General features: G+C 57.8%; 16 protein-coding genes, 1 tRNA gene and 1 CRISPR repeat array (1 of these 18 cut by a window edge). Of the genes, 11 read left to right on the top strand and 6 right to left on the bottom strand.

Going from position 1 to position 22,570, the window contains the following annotated elements:
- Positions 1-9: 9 nt before the first annotated feature.
- The 6 genes from QDX22_RS08120 to QDX22_RS08095 are packed head-to-tail and all read right to left on the bottom strand — an operon-like array spanning position 10 to position 7,630.
- Positions 10-1,935 carry a protein kinase domain-containing protein gene (locus tag QDX22_RS08120; RefSeq protein ID WP_110101471.1) on the bottom strand — a complete coding sequence of 642 codons (1,926 nt, stop codon included), beginning with the start codon at positions 1,933-1,935 and terminating at the stop codon, positions 10-12.
- Positions 1,932-3,401, bottom strand: a complete 1,470-nt coding sequence (locus QDX22_RS08115) for a penicillin-binding transpeptidase domain-containing protein (protein WP_279717741.1) — start codon at positions 3,399-3,401, stop codon at positions 1,932-1,934. Before QDX22_RS08115 ends, QDX22_RS08120 begins: the two co-directional genes overlap by 4 nt.
- Positions 3,398-4,864, bottom strand: a complete 1,467-nt coding sequence (locus tag QDX22_RS08110) for an FtsW/RodA/SpoVE family cell cycle protein (RefSeq protein WP_110099212.1) — start codon at positions 4,862-4,864, stop codon at positions 3,398-3,400. The genes QDX22_RS08115 and QDX22_RS08110 overlap by 4 nt, the downstream gene beginning before the upstream one ends.
- Positions 4,861-6,372 (bottom strand): PP2C family protein-serine/threonine phosphatase, encoded by a 1,512-nt coding sequence (locus QDX22_RS08105; RefSeq protein WP_110099213.1) that lies wholly within the window; start codon positions 6,370-6,372, stop codon positions 4,861-4,863. The genes QDX22_RS08110 and QDX22_RS08105 overlap by 4 nt, the downstream gene beginning before the upstream one ends.
- Before the next feature lie 2 nt (positions 6,373-6,374).
- Complete coding sequence (locus QDX22_RS08100; RefSeq protein WP_110101473.1) at positions 6,375-6,881, bottom strand: FHA domain-containing protein FhaB/FipA; 507 nt, start codon at positions 6,879-6,881, stop codon at positions 6,375-6,377.
- A complete protein-coding gene (locus tag QDX22_RS08095) occupies positions 6,881-7,630 on the bottom strand; it encodes an FhaA domain-containing protein (RefSeq protein ID WP_279718191.1) in 750 nt (249 codons plus the stop codon). The genes QDX22_RS08100 and QDX22_RS08095 overlap by 1 nt, the downstream gene beginning before the upstream one ends.
- Positions 7,631-7,959: 329 nt before the next feature.
- Here QDX22_RS08095 and QDX22_RS08090 point away from each other — a divergent pair.
- The 11 genes from QDX22_RS08090 (at position 7,960) to cas2e (ending at position 18,126) form a co-directional block, all read left to right on the top strand.
- Positions 7,960-8,043, top strand: a tRNA-Leu gene (locus QDX22_RS08090).
- A gap of 163 nt (positions 8,044-8,206) precedes the next feature.
- On the top strand, positions 8,207-8,731 hold the full coding sequence (locus QDX22_RS08085) for a methylated-DNA--[protein]-cysteine S-methyltransferase (RefSeq protein ID WP_279717740.1): 525 nt from the start codon (positions 8,207-8,209) through the stop codon (positions 8,729-8,731).
- Positions 8,732-9,038: 307 nt separating this feature from the next.
- Positions 9,039-11,249: a CRISPR-associated helicase Cas3' gene (cas3, locus tag QDX22_RS08080; protein ID WP_279718190.1), complete on the top strand. Its 2,211-nt coding sequence runs from the start codon at positions 9,039-9,041 to the stop codon at positions 11,247-11,249.
- Positions 11,249-11,953 (top strand): hypothetical protein, encoded by a 705-nt coding sequence (locus QDX22_RS08075; protein WP_279717739.1) that lies wholly within the window; start codon positions 11,249-11,251, stop codon positions 11,951-11,953. The genes cas3 and QDX22_RS08075 overlap by 1 nt, the downstream gene beginning before the upstream one ends.
- Positions 11,943-13,613 (top strand): type I-E CRISPR-associated protein Cse1/CasA, encoded by a 1,671-nt coding sequence (gene casA / locus QDX22_RS08070; protein WP_279717738.1) that lies wholly within the window; start codon positions 11,943-11,945, stop codon positions 13,611-13,613. Before QDX22_RS08075 ends, casA begins: the two co-directional genes overlap by 11 nt.
- Entirely contained in the window at positions 13,613-14,257 is a 645-nt protein-coding gene (gene casB / locus QDX22_RS08065; RefSeq protein WP_110122878.1) for a type I-E CRISPR-associated protein Cse2/CasB, read from the top strand. The genes casA and casB overlap by 1 nt, the downstream gene beginning before the upstream one ends.
- A gap of 37 nt (positions 14,258-14,294) precedes the next feature.
- Positions 14,295-15,440 (top strand): type I-E CRISPR-associated protein Cas7/Cse4/CasC, encoded by a 1,146-nt coding sequence (cas7e, locus tag QDX22_RS08060; RefSeq protein WP_110101481.1) that lies wholly within the window; start codon positions 14,295-14,297, stop codon positions 15,438-15,440.
- Positions 15,437-16,138: a type I-E CRISPR-associated protein Cas5/CasD gene (gene cas5e / locus QDX22_RS08055; RefSeq protein WP_110101482.1), complete on the top strand. Its 702-nt coding sequence runs from the start codon at positions 15,437-15,439 to the stop codon at positions 16,136-16,138. Before cas7e ends, cas5e begins: the two co-directional genes overlap by 4 nt.
- Complete coding sequence (gene cas6e / locus QDX22_RS08050) at positions 16,135-16,836, top strand: type I-E CRISPR-associated protein Cas6/Cse3/CasE (protein WP_110101483.1); 702 nt, start codon at positions 16,135-16,137, stop codon at positions 16,834-16,836. Before cas5e ends, cas6e begins: the two co-directional genes overlap by 4 nt.
- On the top strand, positions 16,823-17,764 hold the full coding sequence (cas1e, locus tag QDX22_RS08045; RefSeq protein ID WP_110101484.1) for a type I-E CRISPR-associated endonuclease Cas1e: 942 nt from the start codon (positions 16,823-16,825) through the stop codon (positions 17,762-17,764). The genes cas6e and cas1e overlap by 14 nt, the downstream gene beginning before the upstream one ends.
- The gene (gene cas2e, locus QDX22_RS08040; protein ID WP_110101485.1) at positions 17,761-18,126 is read left to right on the top strand and encodes a type I-E CRISPR-associated endoribonuclease Cas2e; all 366 of its coding nucleotides are present in this window, start codon (positions 17,761-17,763) and stop codon (positions 18,124-18,126) included. The genes cas1e and cas2e overlap by 4 nt, the downstream gene beginning before the upstream one ends.
- A 49-nt stretch (positions 18,127-18,175) precedes the next feature.
- A CRISPR array of direct repeats spans positions 18,176-22,570; the repeat unit is 29 nt; unit sequence GTGTTCCCCGCGCGAGCGGGGATGAGCCC (it continues 1,855 nt past the right edge of the window).

The raw sequence follows: 22,570 nt of genomic DNA, 5'->3' as shown, positions 1-22,570 counted from the left end.
GCCGAACCGCTAGGCGAGCAGGGAATTGTCGTGTGAGTACCGGTTTTCGTGGCTGGAGGTCTCCCGGTGATTTTGTTCGGAACGGTTCTGCGGTGCCTGGTCGTGAAGTTCGGCGTTGCGCTGAGACTGCGCGTTACCGTTCTGCTCACCCTGCCCGTTGGTCGCTGTCTGACCCGGGTTTTGTTGGCCACCCTGCTGGGTTTGGCCACCACCGTTGGCCTGGCCGTTGCCCTGACCATTGCCCTGACCGTTGCCGGGCTGTTCGTCCGGGGTCTGCTGTTGCTGAGTTGGCTCCGGTTGCTGGGTGGGTTCCGGTTGGTCCTGCTGGGTCTGTTGGGGTCGTGGTTGGTGGGTTTGTTGCCGGCGTTGTTGCTGCTGGTTCTGCGGCGGTGCCTGTTGCTGTTGTTGGGTTTGCTGGGGCTGCTGCTGGTTCTGTGGCGGTGCCTGCTGTTGCTGTTGTTGCTGTTGGGTGCCGGGGTTCTGCTGCTGGCCACCTTGACCATTCGAGTAGTTCACGGTAATTTCGCTCCCCTCGGCCACCGTTCCGGTGGGGTTCAGCGAGAGCACCTCACCGGCTGGAGCACTATCTTCGCGCTCCTGCGTAGTGACCTCAAAGCCCAAATCCGTCAGTTCTTCTTCGACCTCGTCAACCTGACGGCCGACGTAGTCGTCGGCATTGACCTCCACGGAGGCTTCCGAAGCGGATTCGGTGGGCTCGGGATCGGGCTCCTCGTCGTTATTCAGTACCGAGGAGATCCACATTCCGATCACGGTGAACAGCACCAAAATGATCAACCCGATCAGTGGCCAGGTCCAGGGGCTACGCTTGCGTTTGCCCGGTGAGTCGGAGTCACCTTCGCCTGTTTCGTCCACACTGAGTGGTTCGTGGCCGGGCTCAGCGTCCTCGTCCAGGGTTCCTTCCCCGGCCCCGGTCAGCGGCAAGGCGGCGGTGGCTGGGTTGGTCTGCTCGGCTGCCAGAGCCTGGGTGCGTTCACCACGGGTGTCGATGGCTTGAGTCTGTATGGCCTGGGTGGCGGTATCTTCGTCGCCACCGGTTGCGGCGGAGCCGGACAGGAAGGGAATCATCCCCGGCACCGCACCGACGGCGGCGTCAGTGTCATCACGATGCAGTGCTTCGGCTGCGGTGGCCAGGGCATTGGCGTCTTGGGGCCGGTCTTCGGGTTCCTTGGACAGCATCGACATCACCAGCGCGCGGACCGGTTCCGGAATGGACTCCGGCAATTCCGGCGGGGCGTCGTTGACCTGGGCTAGGGCGATGGCGATCTGGGATTCGCCGGTGAAGGGGCGGTGCCCAGCTAGGCACTCATAGGCGATAATCCCCAGCGAGTAGATGTCGGAGGATCCGGTGGCTTGCTGGCCGGTGGCCTGTTCCGGGGCCAGGTATTGGGCGGTACCCATGACCTGGCCGGTGGCGGTCAGCGGGACTTGGTCGGCCAGGCGAGCGATGCCGAAGTCGGTGACTTTCACCCGGTCATTGGCGGTGATCAACAGGTTGCCGGGTTTAACGTCACGGTGGACCAGACCTTGGGCGTGAGCGGCAGACAGTGCCCGGGCGGTCTGGGCAATGATGGTCAGGGTCCGATCGGCGGAGAGGACCTTTTCCTTCTCCAAGATGGCGCTCAGCGGTGGGCCATCAACGAGCTCCATGACCAGGTAGCCACAGCCCTCTTCTTCCCCATAGTCGAAGACATTGGCCACCCCGGGGTGGTTCAGTAGCGCGGTGTGCTGTGCCTCGGCACGGAACCGGCGTAGGAAATTGGTATCACCGGTATATTCCTCTTTGAGGATTTTGATCGCGGTAATGCGACCCAATACCGTATCGCGAGCCTTCCATACTTCACCCATACCGCCAATGGCGATGCGATCGGTGAGCTGGTAGCGCCCGCCCAGCGTCATCCCGGATGTTGGTCTCACTGCTCGACCACCGCCTCCATGATCTTCTTCATATTATCTACCGTCAGTTGGTGCCCCGTGTCATATGGAACGTCTTCGTAAACCAGCGTGACCGCCACCTGGGGATCATCGGCCGGAGCAAAGCCGGTGATCCAGGAGTGCACTGTGGTATCGGCACCGGTGGAGTCTGAGATCTGACCGGTACCGGTCTTGGCTGCAATATCAACCTGATTGGATCGGGACGAGATCGCGGTACCAGATTGCACGGCTTCCTGCATCATGCCGGTGAGCTCGTTGGCGGTCTCGGCACTGATCGGCTCGGAGTAGACCTCGGGTTCGGGGTCCTCCAGCAAGTTCAGATCGGGACCGCGCACCGTATCGATCAGCTGGGGTTTCATCAGTGTGCCGTCGTTTGCAATACCGGCGGCCACCATGTTCATCTGCAAAGCGGTGGCGCGGACATCCACCGCACCCAGAATCGACTGGGCCAGGGTGGCGTCGGGTAACTGCTCGGTGGGGAAGCTGCTGGAATTAGTCGCCGTTAGTGGCATGTCAAAGGTGTCGTTGAAGCCGAAGGCCTCTGCCATCTCCACAATCGGTTCCTGTCCCATCTCCATGGCCGCGGTGGCGAACGGAGTGTTACAGGACTGAGCGAAGATATAGCGGAAATCAGCCTGGTTAGGACTACTGCAGAGGCCACCTTCGAAGTTGCGCAACTGCAGACCGTCGGTCTGTGGCAGCGTAATGGAGTTTGGCAGATCTAAGGTGGTATCGGGATCGTAGTCGCCGGACTCGAGCATGGCCGAGGCCTGGATCAGCTTAAAGGTGGAGCCCGGTGCCACCGCCTCTTGGGTGGCGGCGGTGCGATAGGGGGAGAGCCCTTCTTGGGAGGTGATCTCTTCCATATTCTGCCGTGCTTCAGCACCGGAATGGGTGGCCAGCAGGTTGGTGTCGTAGCTGGGCTTGGAAGCCATGGCCAGAACGTCGCCGGTGGCCGGATCGGAGATCACCACCGAGGATTTAATCCCGTCGGGAAGCACCGAATAGGCGATCTCTTGCATCTGTGGGTCAATGGTGAGCTCGACCTGGGCGCCACGTTGCTCGCCACCGGTCAACAAGTTGTTCAGCCGGTCAGCAATCATCCCGTCGGCGGTTCCAGACAGTTCGGCATTCAGTTTATTTTCCAGTCCGGTGGCCCCGTAGGTCAGTGAGTAGAAGCCGGTCAGGCCCGAGTACTTTTCGGGCTCGTGGTAGACGCGCTGGTAGTCAAAGTTATCTGAGTCGGCCGGGACCGATTCAGCAATAGGTTCGCCATCGACCAGAATCGGGCCACGGTTGGAGCCAAATTGCTGGTACAGCTGGCGCGTATTGGCTTCATTGTTGTTCAACTCTTGGGCGCCAATGACTTGCACATAGCTGGCGGCAGCCAACAGCACCACGAACATGGCCACCAACACCATCCAGGCGTGACGGATTGATTGGTTCACTGGTGACCACCACCAGCGGTGGCCGGAGGGGTGCTGGACGGCTGGGTGCTGACCGACTGTGGGGTGCTCGGCGTAGCACCTTCGGCATGGGCGCGGTCACCGGTACCGGATCCGTCTCCGGAGGCGTTGACCATGGGGCCGACGATGATTGGGCGCCGGGCCGCATGGGAGACCATCAGCACCAGGGCCACAATGATCCAGTTGGCCAGAATTGAGGTACCACCGGCGGCCATGAAGGGTGTGGTCAGGCCGGTGAGCGGAATGACGCGTAAGACTCCGCCCATCACCACGAAGCACTGGATCCCGATGGAGACCGCCAACCCGGCGGCCAACAGTTTTCCGAAGGAGTCGCGGGCGCCCAGAGCAGCGCGGATGAACCGGGTTATTAGCAACACAAAGAGCAGGATAATGGCGGCCAGACCGACAAAGCCGACTTCTTCACCGAAGCTGGCGATAATCATATCCGAGTTGGCCGCATACACCAGGTCCGGCCGACCGCCACCCAGTCCGGTGCCTAGCAGACCCCCGGAGGCCAACCCGAACAGGCCCTGCACCACCTGGTGGGAGCCTCCCTGGGCGTTGATGACCTCGGGGTCGAAGGCGTTCAGCCAGCCGTTGATGCGGGCTTGGACGTGGTCGAAAGTCGAGACGGCGAAGGTACCGCCGATTGCCACCGCGAGCAGACCGAGGATGATCCAGGACAGCCGGGAGGTGGCCAGGTAGATCATGGCCAGAAAGAGGCCGAAGAACAAAACCGCTGAACCCAGGTCGCGCTGGAAGATCAGCACGCCCATCGAGATCAGCCAGGCAACGACCAGCGGGGCCAGGTCGCGCACGCGTGGGAATGCCATGGGACCGATTTTCTTCCCGGCCAACAGGATCAAGTCGCGGTTGGCCGAGAGGTAGCCGGCGAAGAAGATGGCCAGGGTGATCTTGGCGATTTCACCGGGCTGGAATTGACCGATGCCGAGGTTGACCCAAATGCGGGCACCGTTGATCTCCATGCCGAGCCCGGGGATCAGTGGCAACACCAGCATCACACCGGAGGCAACCAAGAACAGGTAGGTCCAGTTGCGTAGTCTGCGGTGATCGTTGAGGAACCACAGAATGCCCATGGCGATCACCATCGCCAAGGTGGTCCAGACCAGCTGGGAACTGGCGAAGTGGGTTTGGGGGTCTTTGGCCAGGTCCAACCGGTGGATCATCGCGATCCCCAGACCGTTCAGGGTCAGCACGATCGGCAGAATGTAGGGGTCAGCGTAGCGCGCTTTGACGCGCAACACGACATGGAAGGCGAAGGCCAACACGGTCATCACCCCGGCCTGGATCCAGTAGTCGTTGGTGATCGGGGTTTCCATGCCGATACCGGCCAGTACGTTAGCGGCGATGCCGATGGCTAGGGCCAGGATGATCAGCAGCAGCTCGGTGGCCCGGCGGGGACGGGAGGGGGAGACGACGGTCATGATCCGGTACCTCCAATCGCTCCGCCGGTGGCGCCAGCGACGGCACCCGATGCGCGAGAATTGCTGACCTCGGGAATATCGGGGTCGGTCGGTTGGGGGGAGGGCAACTCCACCGGCGGTGCTTCAGGGATCATGGAGCTGCGCAGATCTTCCAAAATATCGTGGGCGTGGTTGAGATCCTGGGCGGTCAGCCCGGACTCGACCCGTTGCCGGGTGTAGCCGGGGAGTCGGTCTAGGGGGATATCGGTGGTTTCTTCGACCTGGGAGAGCTCGATCGGGCCCAGATCCTGGGCGACACCACGGTATACGGCCACGTGGTCGCCATCAACACCGACGTAGTACTGGTTCTGGGACCACAAGTAGCCGGCGATCCCGCCACCGACAATGAGCACCACGATGGTGAGCAATGCTGCGATCAATGGCCAGTTGCGTCCGCGCGGGCGCGAGGTGTCGGTATCGTCGGAGAAGTCTTCGGAGGTGCCATTCAGCGTGCGGTAGGGGATCGGCTGGTACGTCTTCTCAGCTCGTGGGGCATCCAGGGCCTGCGGGGTGCCGTGCAACAGCGCGGCGGCTCGTTTGGCCGAGGATGAGCGGGTCACGATCGGAATCTGGTCGGTGTCGGTGGCCAGCGCGGCGGCACCAACCAGCAGGTGCGGACGTTTGCCCAAATCGTGACGTAATAGCGCCGCAGAAACCGGGGATTGGGGGTCGGATTCGGAGATCTCCCGGGCGGAACGGGTCAGCTCGGTAGTGTCTTCTTCCACCGGGGCCAGACGGCTGGTCTCATCCTCGGGCACGGTTTCGAAGATCACGACGGTGACGTTATCGGGAGATCCTCCGGCCAAGGTCAGGTCGACCAATTCCTCGACCGCCTGCTCAATGTCGTCGGCCGAACGTAGTTTTTCTTCGATGATGTTGTCGGCCACCACGGCGTTGAGTCCGTCGGAGCACAACAGCCAGCGTTCGCCGGGCTGGGCAGCAAAGGTGGACACATCCAGTTCGGGGGAGGCATCAACGTCGCCGAGCACGCGCATCAACACGTTTTTATGCGGGTGAGATTCGGCATCGGCCGGGTCGAGACGGCCTTCATCGATCAGCCGCTGGACGAAGGTGTGGTCTTTACTGATTTGCTCAAAGGTGTCGTTTTTCAGGCGATAGGCCCGAGAGTCACCAATGTGAGCCATGTGCAACTGGTCGTGATCGACCAGTAAAGCGGTGCAGGTGGTACCCATTCCCGCCAGTTTGGGGTTGGTATTGACCAGGTCGTTGAGAATCAGGTTGGCGGATTGAATTTCATCGGCCAGCACATTCTCGGGGTCTTGCTGATCGGGCCGATCCAATGGTGCCAAATCCAGCACGGTTGAGGCAGAGGCGACATCGCCCCCGACGTGTCCGCCCATTCCATCGGCGACCACCGCGAAGTAACGACCCACATAGGCTGAGTCATCGTTCTTGGCGCGGACTCTACCCACATCGGATCGGGCGGCAAAATTCAGCATTAAAGCCATTGTTATTGCCTCAGCTCCAGCACGGTTTTACCGATGCGAATCGGGGTGCCGGGCTCCACAGCGAGGGTTCGCGCCAGTTGCGCGCCGTTGATATAGGTGCCATTGGTGGATCCGAGGTCTTCGAGGAACCAGCGGGTACCCTGCGGGAACAGGCGAGCATGGCGCCCGGAGACATAATCATCATCCAGCACCAGGTCGCATTCGGCGGCGCGCCCCATCATCAGTGGCGCGCCCTGTAGATCCACGATATGTCCGGACAGGGGCCCTTCGGTGACTACCAACTGGGTGGCCAAAGCGCGTGGAGGGGCGCTCGGGGCATCAGCGCGGGGTCCTTGGCTGGCCGGGGCTCCGTCGGGGGAGACGGCAATCGCATCGGCCTGTTGTCCCCGGACTTTATTACGACGGCCCACCATCAAATCTCGGCCCTGCGAGGCGACGATGGCAATGATCAACACCCATAGGGCGGCCAGCAGACCCAAACGAAGGGCAGCGACGGCGAGTTCGCTCATTAAAACCCTCCCTGCCGGGACTGTTGTTTCGGCACCATCCGGAAGGTCATCCGAGTGCGTCCGGCGGTCACGGTATCCCCGTGGCGCAAGACGGCCGAGCCTCGGGCCTTCTGCCCGTTGATATAAAAGCCGTTGGTGGAGCCCAGGTCGACGGCGGTTACGCTGTCTCCGTGCACGCGCACCTCCAGGTGGCGACGAGAAATCCCGGGATCTTGGATCGTGATATCAGCCTCGGACGAGCGACCAATCACGACAGACGCAGACGTGAAGGAGTAGGTGGTCCCGTCAATTTCGAGAACCGGTTGGAGCTGGGTGGGCGCAACAGGCGCTGGTTGCCGGGCGCGTTGTTGTCGCGGTGCCGGTGCTGGGGTGGACTGCGCGGCCTGCGTTTCGGATTCGATCGAGATATCACCGCGGGAGACGTTCTGATCTTCCAGGAAGGTCACACGCACCGGCCCCTGGAGCGTATAGCCCTGCTCGGAAGAGTGACGGATGACCTCATCGCAGAGCTCTTCAGCCAATGCTGAACCCCAGTGTCGAATCTGTTCAAAGTTCTGGGGTGAGAACGAGATCGAAAAGACATTGGGCACCAGAGTCCGGCCCTCGTGTAGTGAGATGGATTCGCGATCCAAGTGCAATCGTAGCGCGTTAGCGATCTCAACGGGCTTGACCTTACGAGCGCCACCGGCGGTGAAGACCGTTCGCACGGCACGTTCGAGGCCGCGTTCGAGATTGTCGAGTACTCCCACCGAGGCACCCCCTTCGTCAATAATCTGGGTCAATTTTAGGAGATGAACATGAACACACCTCGGACATGACCTAACAGGCCGAGGAGGTGTTCTCTCCTCACGTCAGAGTACTAAAGTGTAATGCCCTTGCGTATCTTTGGGCTACACGGGTCACAACTTCCTCGACCATACACCCTGTTTTCAAGCGGAAATGCGAGAAAAACGTGGCTCAGTTGTGATCCTTCTCTACGAAAGGCTTCACGATTAGGTGAATCGAGCTCCCTATGACTATGATAGTTTTCGCTGTGCAACCCACGGTGGTGACTCGCTGTGGAACAGTACCATGATTTGCGCGAGTGGCGGAATTGGTAGACGCGCTGGCTTCAGGTGCCAGTGATCGCAAGATCGTGGGGGTTCAAGTCCCCCCTCGCGCACCGTGAGAAAAGGCCTCTGACCGGAAAGAAGAGATCCGGTCGAGGTCTTTTTCGTTTAATTCTACCCCGCCGAAGACACTGGGTGCCCGGATACTCACGCGATGTCCCACGCGTGGGCTAATGTGATGATTACCACGCGCCGAGTTGGAAGGATGAGCGCATCATGACCACTGAACGACAGTACTATCGCGTCATCGAGACGCCGGTGACTCCTTTACTCCTGGTGGCCAACGCTCAGACCGTACTGGCCGTAGAATTCGTCGACGACTCCGACGCAGTGTTGCAGTTTCTTCAGGAACGCTTCCCGGGCGCGAGGGAACGGAAATCCTCACGCGTGCTGAACCGAGCCGAGACCCAATTAACGGAGTACTTCCAGGGTGAGCGAGAAGCGTTTACCATCCCCATAGCGCTTCCGGTAGCGGAGAACTTTTTGGCCCGCGTGCAGCGAGCTCTGCTCGATATTCCTTACGGAACGACCCTGACCTATGCGCAGGTAGCCGATCAGCTAGGTGCCGAGGGTGCAGCTCGTGCGGTGGGTGCAGGTTGTTCTAGTAATCCGTTGCCGATTCTGGTGCCGTGCCACCGTGTGGTGCCCGCTTCCGGAGGGTTCGGTGGCTATCGCGGGGGAGAGGACTGGAAACGGTATCTATTAGAGCTGGAGTCCTCCGGCGATCGCCCGTTGCGTTGAGAGCGACTTATCTTCGCACCTCGCCCCGGAGTGAGGGGTATTCTAGGGAGCAGAGGGTGTGAACGTCCTTTTGCCTCGATGCGTCGGGGATGAGCCAATGGTTATTGGCGGTTGCGGTAGTTTCCTACCGACTGCTTCCTGCGGTAGCAGGAATCGGACGCTCACCTCTCCTTCATATAAAGAACATGGTAATTGCTGGTTGTGGGCTATTGATTAACTCGGAAGGACTCTATATGCTCAAGAGCGAAGGCATTACGTAGTCTCACTCACGCGACAGACAGGATAAGTAGTTTTGAATGCTTCACAGGTGCAATGGAGTGCTGAGAGCCGGGCTCTTTGGGCTAAGACCGGTGACGCCGATACCGGCACGTGGATGAATTTGCCACGACACATGATGGATTCGGCCGCTGTGGCTGAATATTTGTGGGACAGCTGGTTGGCGCCGGGGATTAAAGATTTCTTATCGACATCAACGGGCTTGAATCTGTCTCGGCTTCGCCAACTGACGACGTTTCTCGCTGGTGTTCACGATTGTGGGAAAGCTGACCCTGTCTTTCAAACTCAGATACTCGGGCGCCAGGACGGTCAGGGTTATATCGATCGCCTCGTTGAACAGGGATTTATGCTCGATTATCCCGAAGCGAAGGAGGACAAATATCCTCACTCGGTAGGATCATTTTACGCTCTAATGTCGCAGTTGAGTAGCTACGATGGGTTGGCTATGGGCGAGGGCCCATTGTTGGATTCAGCTGTTCTGGCAGTCGCAGAAATAGTCGGTGCTCACCATGGATTACCGGTCTCGGCACGACAAGAGTCTCGAGCTAAGGCCTTCGCTCCCGCTAGGGACGCACAATGGGTCAGAGTTCAGCAGGAAATGATAGAGAATATTGCTGAGATAACGGGGTTCGACCTGTCTTCAGGACTGCCAGATGAGCCCGATAGTCTCGGTGCGCCTCAGCAGATGCTGTTGACCGCGCTGGTGATTATGAGCGACTGGATCGCCTCGAACCAGTTCTTTTTTCCTTTGAGTCCACCGGATGAGCAAACGTCGGAGCATCGGAGAAATGAAGCCATTGCAAAATTAGCGTTGACTGAAGCTGTACCGGCCAAGGCTTTTCCCGACGACGTAGTTGCTGGGTATCAACAACGATTTGCTTGGCCACCCGAGAGAGAGCCGCGTAATGCTCAGCGCGCAGTAGTCAAGATCGCCCGCGACATTCAAGGTCCAAAGCTCATCACGCTTGAGGCCGATACAGGAAGCGGTAAAACTGAAGCTGCACTCGCGGCAGCAGAAACTTTGGCGGCTCAAACCGGTCGTAGCGGTGTGATGGTAGCTGCCCCGACGATGGCAACGTCCGATGCGTTGTTCCGTCGGGTTAGACGTTGGGCCCAATCCTTCGTTGGTGCAGACAGTGTCGCGTCACTATATCTTGGTCACTCAAAAAACTACTTAAACCCTGACGCAGAGGAGCTTGCACAGAAGCAACGACACCTGACTGCGATCGGTGTTGACAGCAACAGTACCGACAAAGATTCTCACACGTCGCTGGCTGAAACGCCTGAAAATGTGATTGCGCATCAGTGGCTTCATGGCCGCAAGAAGGGCATTTTGTCTAATTTTGTGGTGGGCACTGTAGATCAGGTGCTGATGATGGGCCTACAGTCTAAACACGCAATGCTGAGACATCTCGGAATTGCAAGCAAAGTCGTCATCATCGACGAAGTCCATTCCTATACAAGCTACATGAACTCTTATTTGTCCAGGGTTTTGATGTGGCTAGGTGCCTACGGGACACCAGTGGTATTGCTTTCGGCAACGCTACCCCACGAAGTGAAGGCTCAATTAATGGCTTCTTATCGGCAAGGGTTGACCGGAAAACCTGTGGATCCCGCTTCGGTCACGTCGTCGGGCGACTCTTATCCGGTAGTAACCGTTGCACACAAAGACGATATCGAGGTTTTTCCGGTTCACCAAGAGAACAGTCCGGGACGAGCCCTTGAATTTGAGTCTCTTGGTGAAAGATTGAACGCTCTTGGCGAGGTCATGGACCAGGTGGCAGAGCACGGAGGCTGTCTCTTGGTTCTTTGCAACACTGTGACGCGTGCACAAGAAGCATACAGATTAGCGCGTGCAAAAGTTGGGGACCACGCCGAACTCTTGCACGCACGATTTATAGCGGCCCACCGAGTGTTGAAGGAACAAAACCTTGTCGATGCTCTAGGACCTTCGGAGACTGGAAGGCAAGGACGCCCTGATCGTCTTATTGTTGTGGCAACGCAAGTCGTTGAACAATCCCTCGACGTGGATTTTGATGCTCTGGTCACCGATATAGCTCCTATGGACCTGATTATTCAACGAGTTGGTCGCGTTCATCGACACGAGAGACCGGTAGGGGACAGGCCGGAATGGTCCAGAAAGCTCAAGATTGGAATTAGGGGACTTGAGGTTGACGGCGATGAGAGCAAGCCACCTGTTTTGAGGCCACCCAGGAGCTCATCTATCACAAAGCACTCCTGATGAACACCTGGGCGCTACTCCAAAACAGGGGTGGGACCCACCGTCCGTTGGTTTCCTTACCCGATGATATTCCTGACCTTGTGGCACAGACGTACGGATCGTCGTGCCTAGGCCCTGGAAGCTGGGCCGAGGAATTTGAACAAGCACGAGAAGAACTCCTATCCGCTAAAGAAGTTGCCCAAGCGAAGGCCAAGGCATTTATGTTTAAGCCTCCGTTGTCTGCGACTTCTTTCCGAGATTTATGGACGACACAGACTGCAGACATCGAGAATAATGCCGTTTCCGAAGAAGCAGGTTTAGCTCAAGTTCGTGACACGGAACCGTCCCTGGAAGTGTGTCTGACGAGAAAAGTGAACGCGGCAAGCTATGAACTCATCACGGAGGTCTTCGGCGATGACTTCGATCCAGTGTTTCACGGGATGACTCCCGATGAGAACTGTGCGAGAGCGATTGCTGCCAGTTCCATCAGATTGCCACATGTCTTCTCAAACTGGCACTTGTTCGACAGAGCGCTCGCGGAATTAGAGGGTGCAACGGACCAGGCCTGGCAAGATTCACCCGTGCTCAGAGGGCAACTTCAATTAAACCTGGATGAAACAAACCGCACCGAATTATGTGGCAGGCAACTTCGATACGACATCGATCTGGGACTAGTAGACGATACAGCTCAGGGTAGGAACGGAAGAGAGGAAAATGATGGGTGATCCGCACCAAACGGTGTCATTCAACCTTGTTGATCGCGCCTGGATCAAGGTCGAATTACTCGACGGCACGACTGCGCAATTGTCCATTCGAGAGCTTTTTCAGCGAGTCACAGAAATTAGGAGAGTCCTAGGAGATTCCCCCGCTCAAGACCTCGCAGTCTTGCGAATTCTGTTGGTCATCTACTGGCGGGCCAATAGAGATGACGATTTGCTCACAAGCCTTAGAGGTACAGATAAAAACCGGTGGTGGCGTGAGGCATACACCTTGGAAACCTTGGAGTCGTTCGGACAGGTCATTGATGAGTACCTGGATAAATGGCATGGCCGATTTGACCTCTTTGACGCTCAGAGACCATTTATGCAGGTCCATGACCTCAGGACGCCAAAAGATGAGTACTCAGCAGGGATCAGAAAACTGGTGCCGGACGCTGAAAGTGACTATTTCACCATGCGAGCTGGAGAAGAACTAACTTCTGTCCATGCTTCCGAAGCTGCACGTTGGTTGCTGTTCTTGCAAGCTTGGAATTATTCAGGAATCAAAAGTGGTGCCGTGGGTGACCCGCGCGTTAAAGGTGGCAAAGGGTACCCCATCGGGACCGGATGGAGCGGTGCTTCCGGGGCTGTCGTCATCCATGGACCGAATCTAGCTAAGACTTTCTTACTCAACACTGTTCCAACGATGGTGTTCGGCGACAGCATGGCCCAAGATGTTCCGGTTTGGGAACGGGATGATCCCGATACGGCGAAGACACATGGCAGAGACATTCCTCGAGGTCCGTGCGAACTCTTGACCTGGCAGATTCGACGCGTGCGCCTATTTCATCAAGGTGAAGATGTTGTTGGAATTTTGATCGCGAACGGTGACCGGATCGAACTGCGCAATCAGTTTAACGATCCTATGACGGGATATCGGTATAGCAAACAACAGTCGACGAAAAGGTCGGTTGTACGGTTTCCAAAAACCCACAATGCGTCACGAACTCTGTGGCGTGGCATCGAAGCACTGTTAACGAGGACGGGCGCGAGAGAAGATTTAGACAATACTGCAGATTTGCAACCGGAGACCATTCGATGGTTGCGCGACCCCGAAAATGGGCTCCAAGAAGATGCACAAGCGTCTGTTGGAATTGAATTGGTCGGGGTTGAATACGGTCCGCAAAGCTCGAGTTATAAGCAGACAATTCATGAAGAACTTCCGATGAAGTTGGCGACTCTGGCCGCTAGGGACGCAACCTCATCAGAGATGCTTATAACCGCTGCGCAACGAACGATGGACGTAGCAACCTCGTTAGGTCAATTCGCTGGCAACCTTCTTGAAGCCGCTGGCGGAGAGTACGCATTCAACGCCGAAGCAACAGAGCGCTTTTTGACGGAGCTAAATGAGCCGTTCAAGAAGTGGGTGGAGAACTTTTCGCTCGACGTAGACCCTGCAGAGTACCGACAACAGTGGCTCGATCTCGTTAGGAAACTGGTTTATCCAGAGGCACAAGTGCTCGTTCGTGGCGCTGGTGAGAAAGCTCTCCTCGGATGGCATGACGAGAACGGATTGTTGAAGAGCGCCGTAACAGCCTGGGATCAATTCTCACGACGTATCAACACATTGACACAAACACAAAATAAAACTGCCGAAAATGAGGTGCAGAAGGTAGGTGCTAAATAATGACAGAAGTAACAGAATCTCGGAGTACTTCCGAGGAAACGGAAACGACGCCCACGGTTTACAAAGCCGTCAGCTCCGCAGCTTATCGGCTGGGCTCCGGACTGCTCGGAAATAATCCGCGGTCTTTATCTCATAGCCGCGCAACCCTTGCCCGACTACGCCGTGCTGCTGGAGAGCAACCGGGTGAGAATCCGATGAGCTGGGCAACTATAGCGGACGAGGTTCTCATGAATCTTCCAGAGTCAGCAGTCGGTAAGGGGCCCGAATTATCGACCAGCGAGTGGGCTGCGGCAGTATCGATTTCCATGTTTGCCCTGCATCAGCAATCTGAGCGCAAACTCATGCACGAGCCAGGTATCGATTTAGGTAGAGCGGTAGGAACCCTAGCTCAACGGGCCGAGAGCGGTTCGATCAAGGGGCGCCTCGATGCGTTGATGGTGGCTCGTGATCCCAAGAGTTTGCAATACCACCTGCGCGCGCTCGTGAGCTTGTTGAACGCGCATCATATTCCGCAGGACTATGGTCGCCTGGCGGAAGATCTTATCCGCTTACGTCTCCCAAAACGACGTCAAGCAGTTCTTGTTCAGTGGGGGCGCTCCTACGCGCGTGCACTGCGACCTCAAAAACAAGATCACGCCAACTGAATAACACTAACTACTCCTATCTTATGAAAGGTTTGAAATGACACTTTACATTGATCTTCATACAATTCAGACTGTGCCACCGAGCAATATCAACAGGGACGAGACAGGCGCTCCAAAGACAGCCACCTTCGGAGGTGTTCCCCGGCATCGAGTGTCTTCGCAAGCTTGGAAGCGGGCAATTCGAAAAGATTTCAAGGAACGGCTGCCTCAGGACCAACTCGGAGTTCGTACCAAGAGAGTGATCAGCAAGATTGTCGTTCGAACACAGGAGCTTGTCGTAGAACGTGGCTTGGATGAATCTGACTGGTCTGCCGAACGCATCGGAGAAATTGCAGAGGCGATTCTCAAAGCTGGAAAAATTACTGTAGAAAAGAAAGATAAAAAATCAGAAACAGATAAAGAAGATTTAACAGAGCTTCCGCAAAGTCGATACTTGATCTTCTTGAGCGACCAGCAGATCACGAACGTTGCTCGCGCAATTTTGGAAGACCCCGATCAAAAATGGACCAAGAAAGTGGTGGACCCGCTACTTGATCAGGACCACTCTGTTGATATCGCTATGTTTGGTCGCATGATTGCAGATGAGCCAGCGTATAACGTAGACGCAGCAGTCCAGGTGGCACATGCCATAGGCGTTGGACCCTCGGAACCGGAGTTTGATTACTTTACTGCGGTGGATGATGAGGTCGAAGATGCGGAGGAGACCGGGGCTGGCATGATCGGCACCGTGCAAATGATGTCCTCAACTCTCTATCGATATGCCACCGTTTCCGTGGATAGTTTGCTTGCAAACCTTGGTGACGCAGAGGTCACGAAAGCGGCTGTTGAAGCATTTATCCAGGCGTTTATTCAATCGCTGCCTTCCGGGAAAATCAACACCTTCGCAAATCAGACTCTTCCCGAGCTGGTGGTGGTGTCACTTCGAAATGACCGCCCGGTGTCTTACGTGAACGCATTTGAAGAACCCGTGCTGGGGGACGCAGACGGAGGACGTCGACACGAGACTGTTCGCCGGCTGGTCGACGAAGAACGTGGTCTGGAAGAAATGTATGGGATGTCCCCAATTAAATCTTGGGTGCTCGCCGCTCGCTCGATCGCGGAGACCGCTACTCAACTCGGTGAATTGTCGACTCTTTCAGAATTGGTCGGCAACGTGCGTTTCGAATTGGATGCTTATCTATGAGTAAGTGTTTGTTATTACAGTTCAAAGGCCCTCTCCAATCATGGGGCGCAGACAGTAGATATGGAATCAGACAGACTCACCACGTGCCGACTAAATCAGGAACGCTGGGGCTACTTGCTGCCGCGCAAGGACGGCGAAGGTCAGATTCGTTAGAGGATTTAGTGGCTCTGGATTTCGGAGTACGGGTGGACCAGCCTGGTTCGCTACTTCGGGACTACCAAACCGCAATCGATTGGAATAAGCAAAGTAATGCGAGACTGTCCCAGCGTTATTACCTTGCTGACGCCTTGTTCGTAGTTTCTATTGGTGGGGAGGAACAGGTTCTCAGAAGTCTAGAAGATGCTGTTCGTGCTCCGGTTTTCCCGCTGTATCTGGGAAGGCGGAATTGTCCAGTTTCTCCTGACTTGGTTATTGGTATACGGGATGGCGACGTCGAAGAAGTTCTCCGGTCTCAGCCTTGGATGGCCTCACAGCGTCATAAGAAAACCCGGCCGAAAACCGTGGAACTTCCTCTCTACCGTGATGCGTTGCAGAGCGAGATCGTTGAAGAACGAGTGCGAGATATTCCGGTCAGTTTCGACCAGACTTTCCGAGACTATCGTTGGAGGACCGTGACTTCGCCGGAACCCGTTAATGTCGAAAATGAATTTGGGACAGTTCTAAAGGATCCCTTTTGGGAAGCGGTGATCGACGCATGACGTTTTTGAGCAGAATCTACATTAACCCGCGGACTCGAGGGGGAAGGCTCTTTCTCACCAACCGTCAAGCAATGCACGCTGCTGTAGAAGGTTGTTTTCCGCCTGACGGCATCGATAAGTCCACAGGAAGGGTGCTATGGCGTCTTGACAAAGACAGATACCGACAAACGCTTTACGTGGTTAGTCCCATTAAGCCAGATATGAGACACATCGTGGAGCAAGCAGGATGGGATGGTCAGGAATGGGATACAGCAGACTATTCAACTTTTCTAAGCAAGTTGGATAACGGACAAAAATGGGCTTTTCGGTTGGTCGCAAACCCAGTTAAAGCGCTGAGCCGAGGTGAAGGCACGCGTGGCAAGATCGTGCCACACGTTGGCGTTGAGCATCAGAAACGTTGGCTACTGGAGCGCGCACACAAGCATGGTTTCTCACTGAATGTCCAAGACAGCGCAGGTGAGATACCGGACCTTGCGGTTACGGAACGGCTGGACCACCGTTTTGCAAAGTCTCGAGTATCCGGGACGAATCGCGCTCGCCAACGTATTACTCTGCGTCTCGTTCAGTTCGATGGATCGTTGACCGTAGAAGACGCGGGTGAATTGCGCGAAGTTCTTGTCCAAGGTATCGGTCGTGGCCGTGCCTATGGGGGAGGTCTGTTGACTCTGCGACGAATTGAGCCGAATGGCCTCAGTTAGTAAGAAAAAGTTAGAAGCGTCCGATGTTGCACGCGTGTCGGACCGCTTGTCATTCATTTATCTTGAGCGTTGTGTCGTGCACCGCGATGCAAATGCTATTACGGCGACGGACAATGCAGGAGTGGTGCATCTTCCTGCTGCATCTTTAGGCGTCTTGATGCTGGGCCCCGGAACTCGGGTGTCCTATGCGGCCATGGCGCTACTCGGAGATAGCGGTGTTAGCGTCGTCTGGGTTGGGGAGAACGGCGTCCGTTACTATGCGAATGGCCGTTCGTTAGCCCGTTCCACCAGACTTCTTGAGAAACAGGCAAAACTAGTCTCAAATAGCCGAACTCGTCTTGCAGTTGCCCGAAAAATGTATGACATGCGGTTTCCGGGCGAAAACGTGTCTTCATTAACGATGCAACAGCTCAGAGGGCGGGAAGGAGCTCGTGTACGCTCTGCTTATCGATGGCATGCGAGTCGATTCGATATGTCCTGGGAAAGGCGGTCTTTTGATCCGGAAGATTTTGATGCTTCGGATGATTTGAATAAAGCGCTGACAGCTGGCAATAGCTGCATGTACGGAATAGTACATTCTGTCATCGTGGCGCTTGGGTGCTCGCCTGGTCTAGGGTTTGTGCACAATGGAAATGACCGTTCGTTCGTGTACGACATTGCTGATCTGTACAAAACTGACATCGTTGTTCCGATTGCCTTCGAAGTTGCCTCAAGACAAGGAGCCGACCTCACGGGTGACGTGAGACGAGAAATTCGTAACGCAGTGGTTTCTCACCGTCTGCTTGAACGCTGCGCCCGGGATATTGCCTATCTTCTCGAAGAGGAAGTAGGTGATATGCAGTGGATGCAGGACGATAATTTGTCGCTCTGGGCTGGTATTTCTGACCGTAAGGTCGCAGGTGGTCTTAATTATGGGAGCCCCGGATGATGGTGCTTGTTCTGACGGCCGCGCCGACGTCATTACGTGGAGATATCACCAAGTGGCTTTTGGAGATTAGCCCGGGCGTGTATGTGGGCAACCCATCTCGTAGGGTGCGAGAAAAACTCTGGGAGCGGGTGACTGAACACGTTGGGACAGGTAAGGCGATACTCGTTCATAGCTCGGATGGAGAACAAAAGTTAGCCTTCAAGCTGCACGGTCATCCTTGGCAGGTCAAGGACTTCGACGGGGTGAAACTCGTGAAGCGTCCCAAGACTTATGAGATTACAGGATCGGAGAAGAGATCATGGAGTATTGCGAGAATGAGTGAGAAAGCAAAACGGCCTGCATGGCGTAAAGAATTTGAGTAAAGTGAATGCATCTGTGCTATGAAGACGGAGTTCTTCCTAGTCAGGAAGTGTGTTCCCCGCGCGAGCGGGGATGAGCCCTCCACTTGTTACGGCGCCGGATAGACACAACCGTGTTCCCCGCGCGAGCGGGGATGAGCCCTTATCGTCTTGAAGAATTGATATCCATCCATGGTGTTCCCCGCGCGAGCGGGGATGAGCCCGCATATGGGGCAAAATCTCCGAGCCACGTGTCGTGTTCCCCGCGCGAGCGGGGATGAGCCCATTACGGCGCTCAACCATGTTGCTCCACTCGAGTGTTCCCCGCGCGAGCGGGGATGAGCCCACCACGCCGGACCGTGCCCTGCAAGTGAACGAGTGTTCCCCGCGCGAGCGGGGATGAGCCCCGTGCGTACAGGTTCCTGATGTCTCGGTCTAGGTGTTCCCCGCGCGAGCGGGGATGAGCCCATGCCATACGACCAAACATTAATCACATGGCCGTGTTCCCCGCGCGAGCGGGGATGAGCCGAGTGTCGCGCATGATGAAACAGTAGGGGAGTTGTGTTCCCCGCGCGAGCGGGGATGAGCCCATCCAAAACCTCATGACAGCACGCGGTGTCACGTGTTCCCCGCGCGAGCGGGGATGAGCCCGTACTCTGATGCGATGCCTGGTGGCTGGTGCGGTGTTCCCCGCGCGAGCGGGGATGAGCCCTCCACAAGATCGGACTCGAAATCCTCGCACACGTGTTCCCCGCGCGAGCGGGGATGAGCCCCATTCGCTGACAGGTATTGTGAGCGTGTGGTCGTGTTCCCCGCGCGAGCGGGGATGAGCCCCGTGCTCGAAGCATACCCGGAAGACGCTGTGGGTGTTCCCCGCGCGAGCGGGGATGAGCCCGGGGCGTGGTGGCTTGAACGCTGGGCTGTCGTGTGTTCCCCGCGCGAGCGGGGATGAGCCCAACACTACAACCTCCACGACCTCCTGGCCTACGTGTTCCCCGCGCGAGCGGGGATGAGCCCAGGCCGAAGACCGTGCGCATAAGTGCAGGCGCGTGTTCCCCGCGCGAGCGGGGATGAGCCCAGTTTTCGTACCAGGGTGACCGATATTCTCGTGTGTTCCCCGCGCGAGCGGGGATGAGCCCGAAGAGTTAGCTAGCACCGGGTCGAAGGTGAAGTGTTCCCCGCGCGAGCGGGGATGAGCCCGGCTCGAACACCAACAGCAGGGGGACTCATGAGTGTTCCCCGCGCGAGCGGGGATGAGCCCTGATCACTTCGTGTGCTGAGGTTGGGTTAGCGGTGTTCCCCGCGCGAGCGGGGATGAGCCCCCCTTTACCAGGTCGTCAAGTTTATTTATGTCGTGTTCCCCGCGCGAGCGGGGATGAGCCTGCTTCGTATTGGATCGATTCGACTTGACCATCGTGTTCCCCGCGCGAGCGGGGATGAGCCCGCGCCAGCCCGAATATGTGAGGAGGTGATCGCGTGTTCCCCGCGCGAGCGGGGATGAGCCCGTCTTTTCGTGTCCAACACAAGTCCCACGCTGGTGTTCCCCGCGCGAGCGGGGATGAGCCTCAGCCAGTGGTTCTACAACACCAACGGGCACAGTGTTCCCCGCGCGAGCGGGGATGAGCCCGTCGCTGATATATCCGTCTGGTAGTCCGAGTAGTGTTCCCCGCGCGAGCGGGGATGAGCCCGCTTCGACGACGACGGCGGGATCAGCGACACCGTGTTCCCCGCGCGAGCGGGGATGAGCCCGCGAGACTGTTACCGCGTGGTGGTGTGGTGGAGTGTTCCCCGCGCGAGCGGGGATGAGCCCCCCCACCACACATAGAGAGGAAACAATAAAAGTGTTCCCCGCGCGAGCGGGGATGAGCCCACGGTCACCCGGTAGAATGTTGCGTCCCCGTTGTGTTCCCCGCGCGAGCGGGGATGAGCCTTATTCGCTAACCTGTCATAAGCCGGCGGTATCGTGTTCCCCGCGCGAGCGGGGATGAGCCCGCGTGATGCCGCATTTTTTCGGCAACTTCAGCGTGTTCCCCGCGCGAGCGGGGATGAGCCCTACGGGGCACCAACAATCAACGCGCTAGGGCGGTGTTCCCCGCGCGAGCGGGGATGAGCCGCGGTCGATCATGAAAACCAGGCCACCATGCTGGTGTTCCCCGCGCGAGCGGGGATGAGCCCAGCTGAAAGCGACCGGTGATTGGGACTTCCTCGTGTTCCCCGCGCGAGCGGGGATGAGCCCCATGCCGTGTCGGGGTGGTCGACGAGTGGCACGTGTTCCCCGCGCGAGCGGGGATGAGCCCCAAGGACACCAAGCCAGCAGGGTGGGACACCAGTGTTCCCCGCGCGAGCGGGGATGAGCCAGTTTTGGGGACAAGCACCGGTAGTTCCCAGTGGTGTTCCCCGCGCGAGCGGGGATGAGCCCTGTCGTCTGAAAAGGTCACGGTGACACAGGATGTGTTCCCCGCGCGAGCGGGGATGAGCCCTACCCGTCCATGAATGTCGTCAAAAACGGGAGGTGTTCCCCGCGCGAGCGGGGATGAGCCCTAGGTGTTTGGTAGTTGTTTTCGGATCAGGTGGTGTTCCCCGCGCGAGCGGGGATGAGCCCGACTAGCCCACGAAATCAGGGAATGCCACCGCGTGTTCCCCGCGCGAGCGGGGATGAGCCCACCCAGGGGAAGGAGGACAACATGCCGTTGCCGTGTTCCCCGCGCGAGCGGGGATGAGCCCACTCGAAGCAAGCAAGCGCGAACTCGAAACCAGTGTTCCCCGCGCGAGCGGGGATGAGCCCAATCATGACGGAACAACCGAACCAGCACACCGGTGTTCCCCGCGCGAGCGGGGATGAGCCCTTTTCTGACCATGGGCGAGTTTCAGCAGGTTCGTGTTCCCCGCGCGAGCGGGGATGAGCCGCATGAACCAACACCTTCCCCAAATCGTCGGGCGTGTTCCCCGCGCGAGCGGGGATGAGCCCTAGCAAACAAGCCACCGGAAACACTCGGGTGGGTGTTCCCCGCGCGAGCGGGGATGAGCCCTAATCTGCCCTAACTGTAATTGTCCCGCCAGCGTGTTCCCCGCGCGAGCGGGGATGAGCCCTCGCTGATAAAGTCGTTTACTTCGCTGGGTGTGTGTTCCCCGCGCGAGCGGGGATGAGCCCGACGTTCTCGGCGGACCAGGCCACACGCTCACGTGTTCCCCGCGCGAGCGGGGATGAGCCCGCAAGCCAGTAAATCACCCTAACCCGGACGAGGTGTTCCCCGCGCGAGCGGGGATGAGCCTACTGGTGAGTTTGCCGGCAATAAGTTGCACCCGTGTTCCCCGCGCGAGCGGGGATGAGCCCTTCAGCGGGGGTTAGTTTGTCTGTGTTTTCTCGTGTTCCCCGCGCGAGCGGGGATGAGCCCTAATCTGCCCTAACTGTAATTGTCCCGCCAGCGTGTTCCCCGCGCGAGCGGGGATGAGCCCAAGTCGTGCACATGTGCAGCAAACAAGAAACCGTGTTCCCCGCGCGAGCGGGGATGAGCCCTGTGTGAGCGTCCTCCAAGACCCCAACCTGTTGTGTTCCCCGCGCGAGCGGGGATGAGCCGACGTTGACGAGGCAATCACATCACTCAAGAAAGTGTTCCCCGCGCGAGCGGGGATGAGCCCAACCACAACAGCAGGGGCAATTCCCGACCGCAGTGTTCCCCGCGCGAGCGGGGATGAGCCCTGTCTGCTGCTTCCACGTGCGATCCCGCTTCTGTGTTCCCCGCGCGAGCGGGGATGAGCCCACAATCCGGGTATGAGCAGGTGTCACATCCTTGTGTTCCCCGCGCGAGCGGGGATGAGCCTTGCTTGCCACTCGTGGCAAGTGTGCTAGTTGTGTGTTCCCCGCGCGAGCGGGGATGAGCCCTCCAACACCTCGCCCAAACCCTCAACAACATCGTGTTCCCCGCGCGAGCGGGGATGAGCCCGAGACCACACCATGAGACCAGTGACGAAAAAAGTGTTCCCCGCGCGAGCGGGGATGAGCCCGACATGCAAGTCGCCGCACTCAAACAACTGGGGTGTTCCCCGCGCGAGCGGGGATGAGCCGACGTTGACGAGGCAATCACATCACTCAAGAAAGTGTTCCCCGCGCGAGCGGGGATGAGCCCCGGAAAACCGTCACGACGATTCACCATCATCCGTGTTCCCCGCGCGAGCGGGGATGAGCCCACAGCTGATAGGAAAAACGCACCATGAATGACGTGTTCCCCGCGCGAGCGGGGATGAGCCCGCCCCTAGAACGCCCTCAGAGGGCCGAACAGTGTGTTCCCCGCGCGAGCGGGGATGAGCCCCCACTCAACGGCAAAGCCCAAGCACTGTGGATGTGTTCCCCGCGCGAGCGGGGATGAGCCTAGCGGCGGCTACCAGATTCCATGCAGAGATCAGTGTTCCCCGCGCGAGCGGGGATGAGCCCGGGTTACGCGCGTCACAATGACCATAAACACTGTGT

The organism is Auritidibacter ignavus (assembly GCF_029853775.1).
In the GTDB taxonomy this organism is placed as follows: domain Bacteria; phylum Actinomycetota; class Actinomycetes; order Actinomycetales; family Micrococcaceae; genus Auritidibacter; species Auritidibacter ignavus.
The sequence above is the reverse complement of the archived record's forward strand: the minus strand, read 5'-3'. Positions and strand labels throughout refer to the sequence as shown.

Excerpts from the sequence above, each read along its gene's own strand:
- cas1e (WP_110101484.1), top strand. The coding sequence starts at position 16,823 with ATGGCCTCAGTTAGTAAGAAAAAGTTAGAAGCGTCCGATGTTGCACGC.
- QDX22_RS08075 (WP_279717739.1), top strand. The coding sequence starts at position 11,249 with ATGAACACCTGGGCGCTACTCCAAAACAGGGGTGGGACCCACCGTCCG.
- QDX22_RS08100 (WP_110101473.1), bottom strand. The coding sequence starts at position 6,881 with ATGAGCGAACTCGCCGTCGCTGCCCTTCGTTTGGGTCTGCTGGCCGCC.
- casB (WP_110122878.1), top strand. The coding sequence starts at position 13,613 with ATGACAGAAGTAACAGAATCTCGGAGTACTTCCGAGGAAACGGAAACG.
- cas6e (WP_110101483.1), top strand. The coding sequence starts at position 16,135 with ATGACGTTTTTGAGCAGAATCTACATTAACCCGCGGACTCGAGGGGGA.
- cas5e (WP_110101482.1), top strand. The coding sequence starts at position 15,437 with ATGAGTAAGTGTTTGTTATTACAGTTCAAAGGCCCTCTCCAATCATGG.
- cas2e (WP_110101485.1), top strand. The coding sequence starts at position 17,761 with ATGATGGTGCTTGTTCTGACGGCCGCGCCGACGTCATTACGTGGAGAT.
- cas7e (WP_110101481.1), top strand. The coding sequence starts at position 14,295 with ATGACACTTTACATTGATCTTCATACAATTCAGACTGTGCCACCGAGC.
- casA (WP_279717738.1), top strand. The coding sequence starts at position 11,943 with ATGATGGGTGATCCGCACCAAACGGTGTCATTCAACCTTGTTGATCGC.
- QDX22_RS08085 (WP_279717740.1), top strand. The coding sequence starts at position 8,207 with ATGACCACTGAACGACAGTACTATCGCGTCATCGAGACGCCGGTGACT.
- QDX22_RS08105 (WP_110099213.1), bottom strand. The coding sequence starts at position 6,372 with ATGGCTTTAATGCTGAATTTTGCCGCCCGATCCGATGTGGGTAGAGTC.
- QDX22_RS08110 (WP_110099212.1), bottom strand. The coding sequence starts at position 4,864 with ATGACCGTCGTCTCCCCCTCCCGTCCCCGCCGGGCCACCGAGCTGCTG.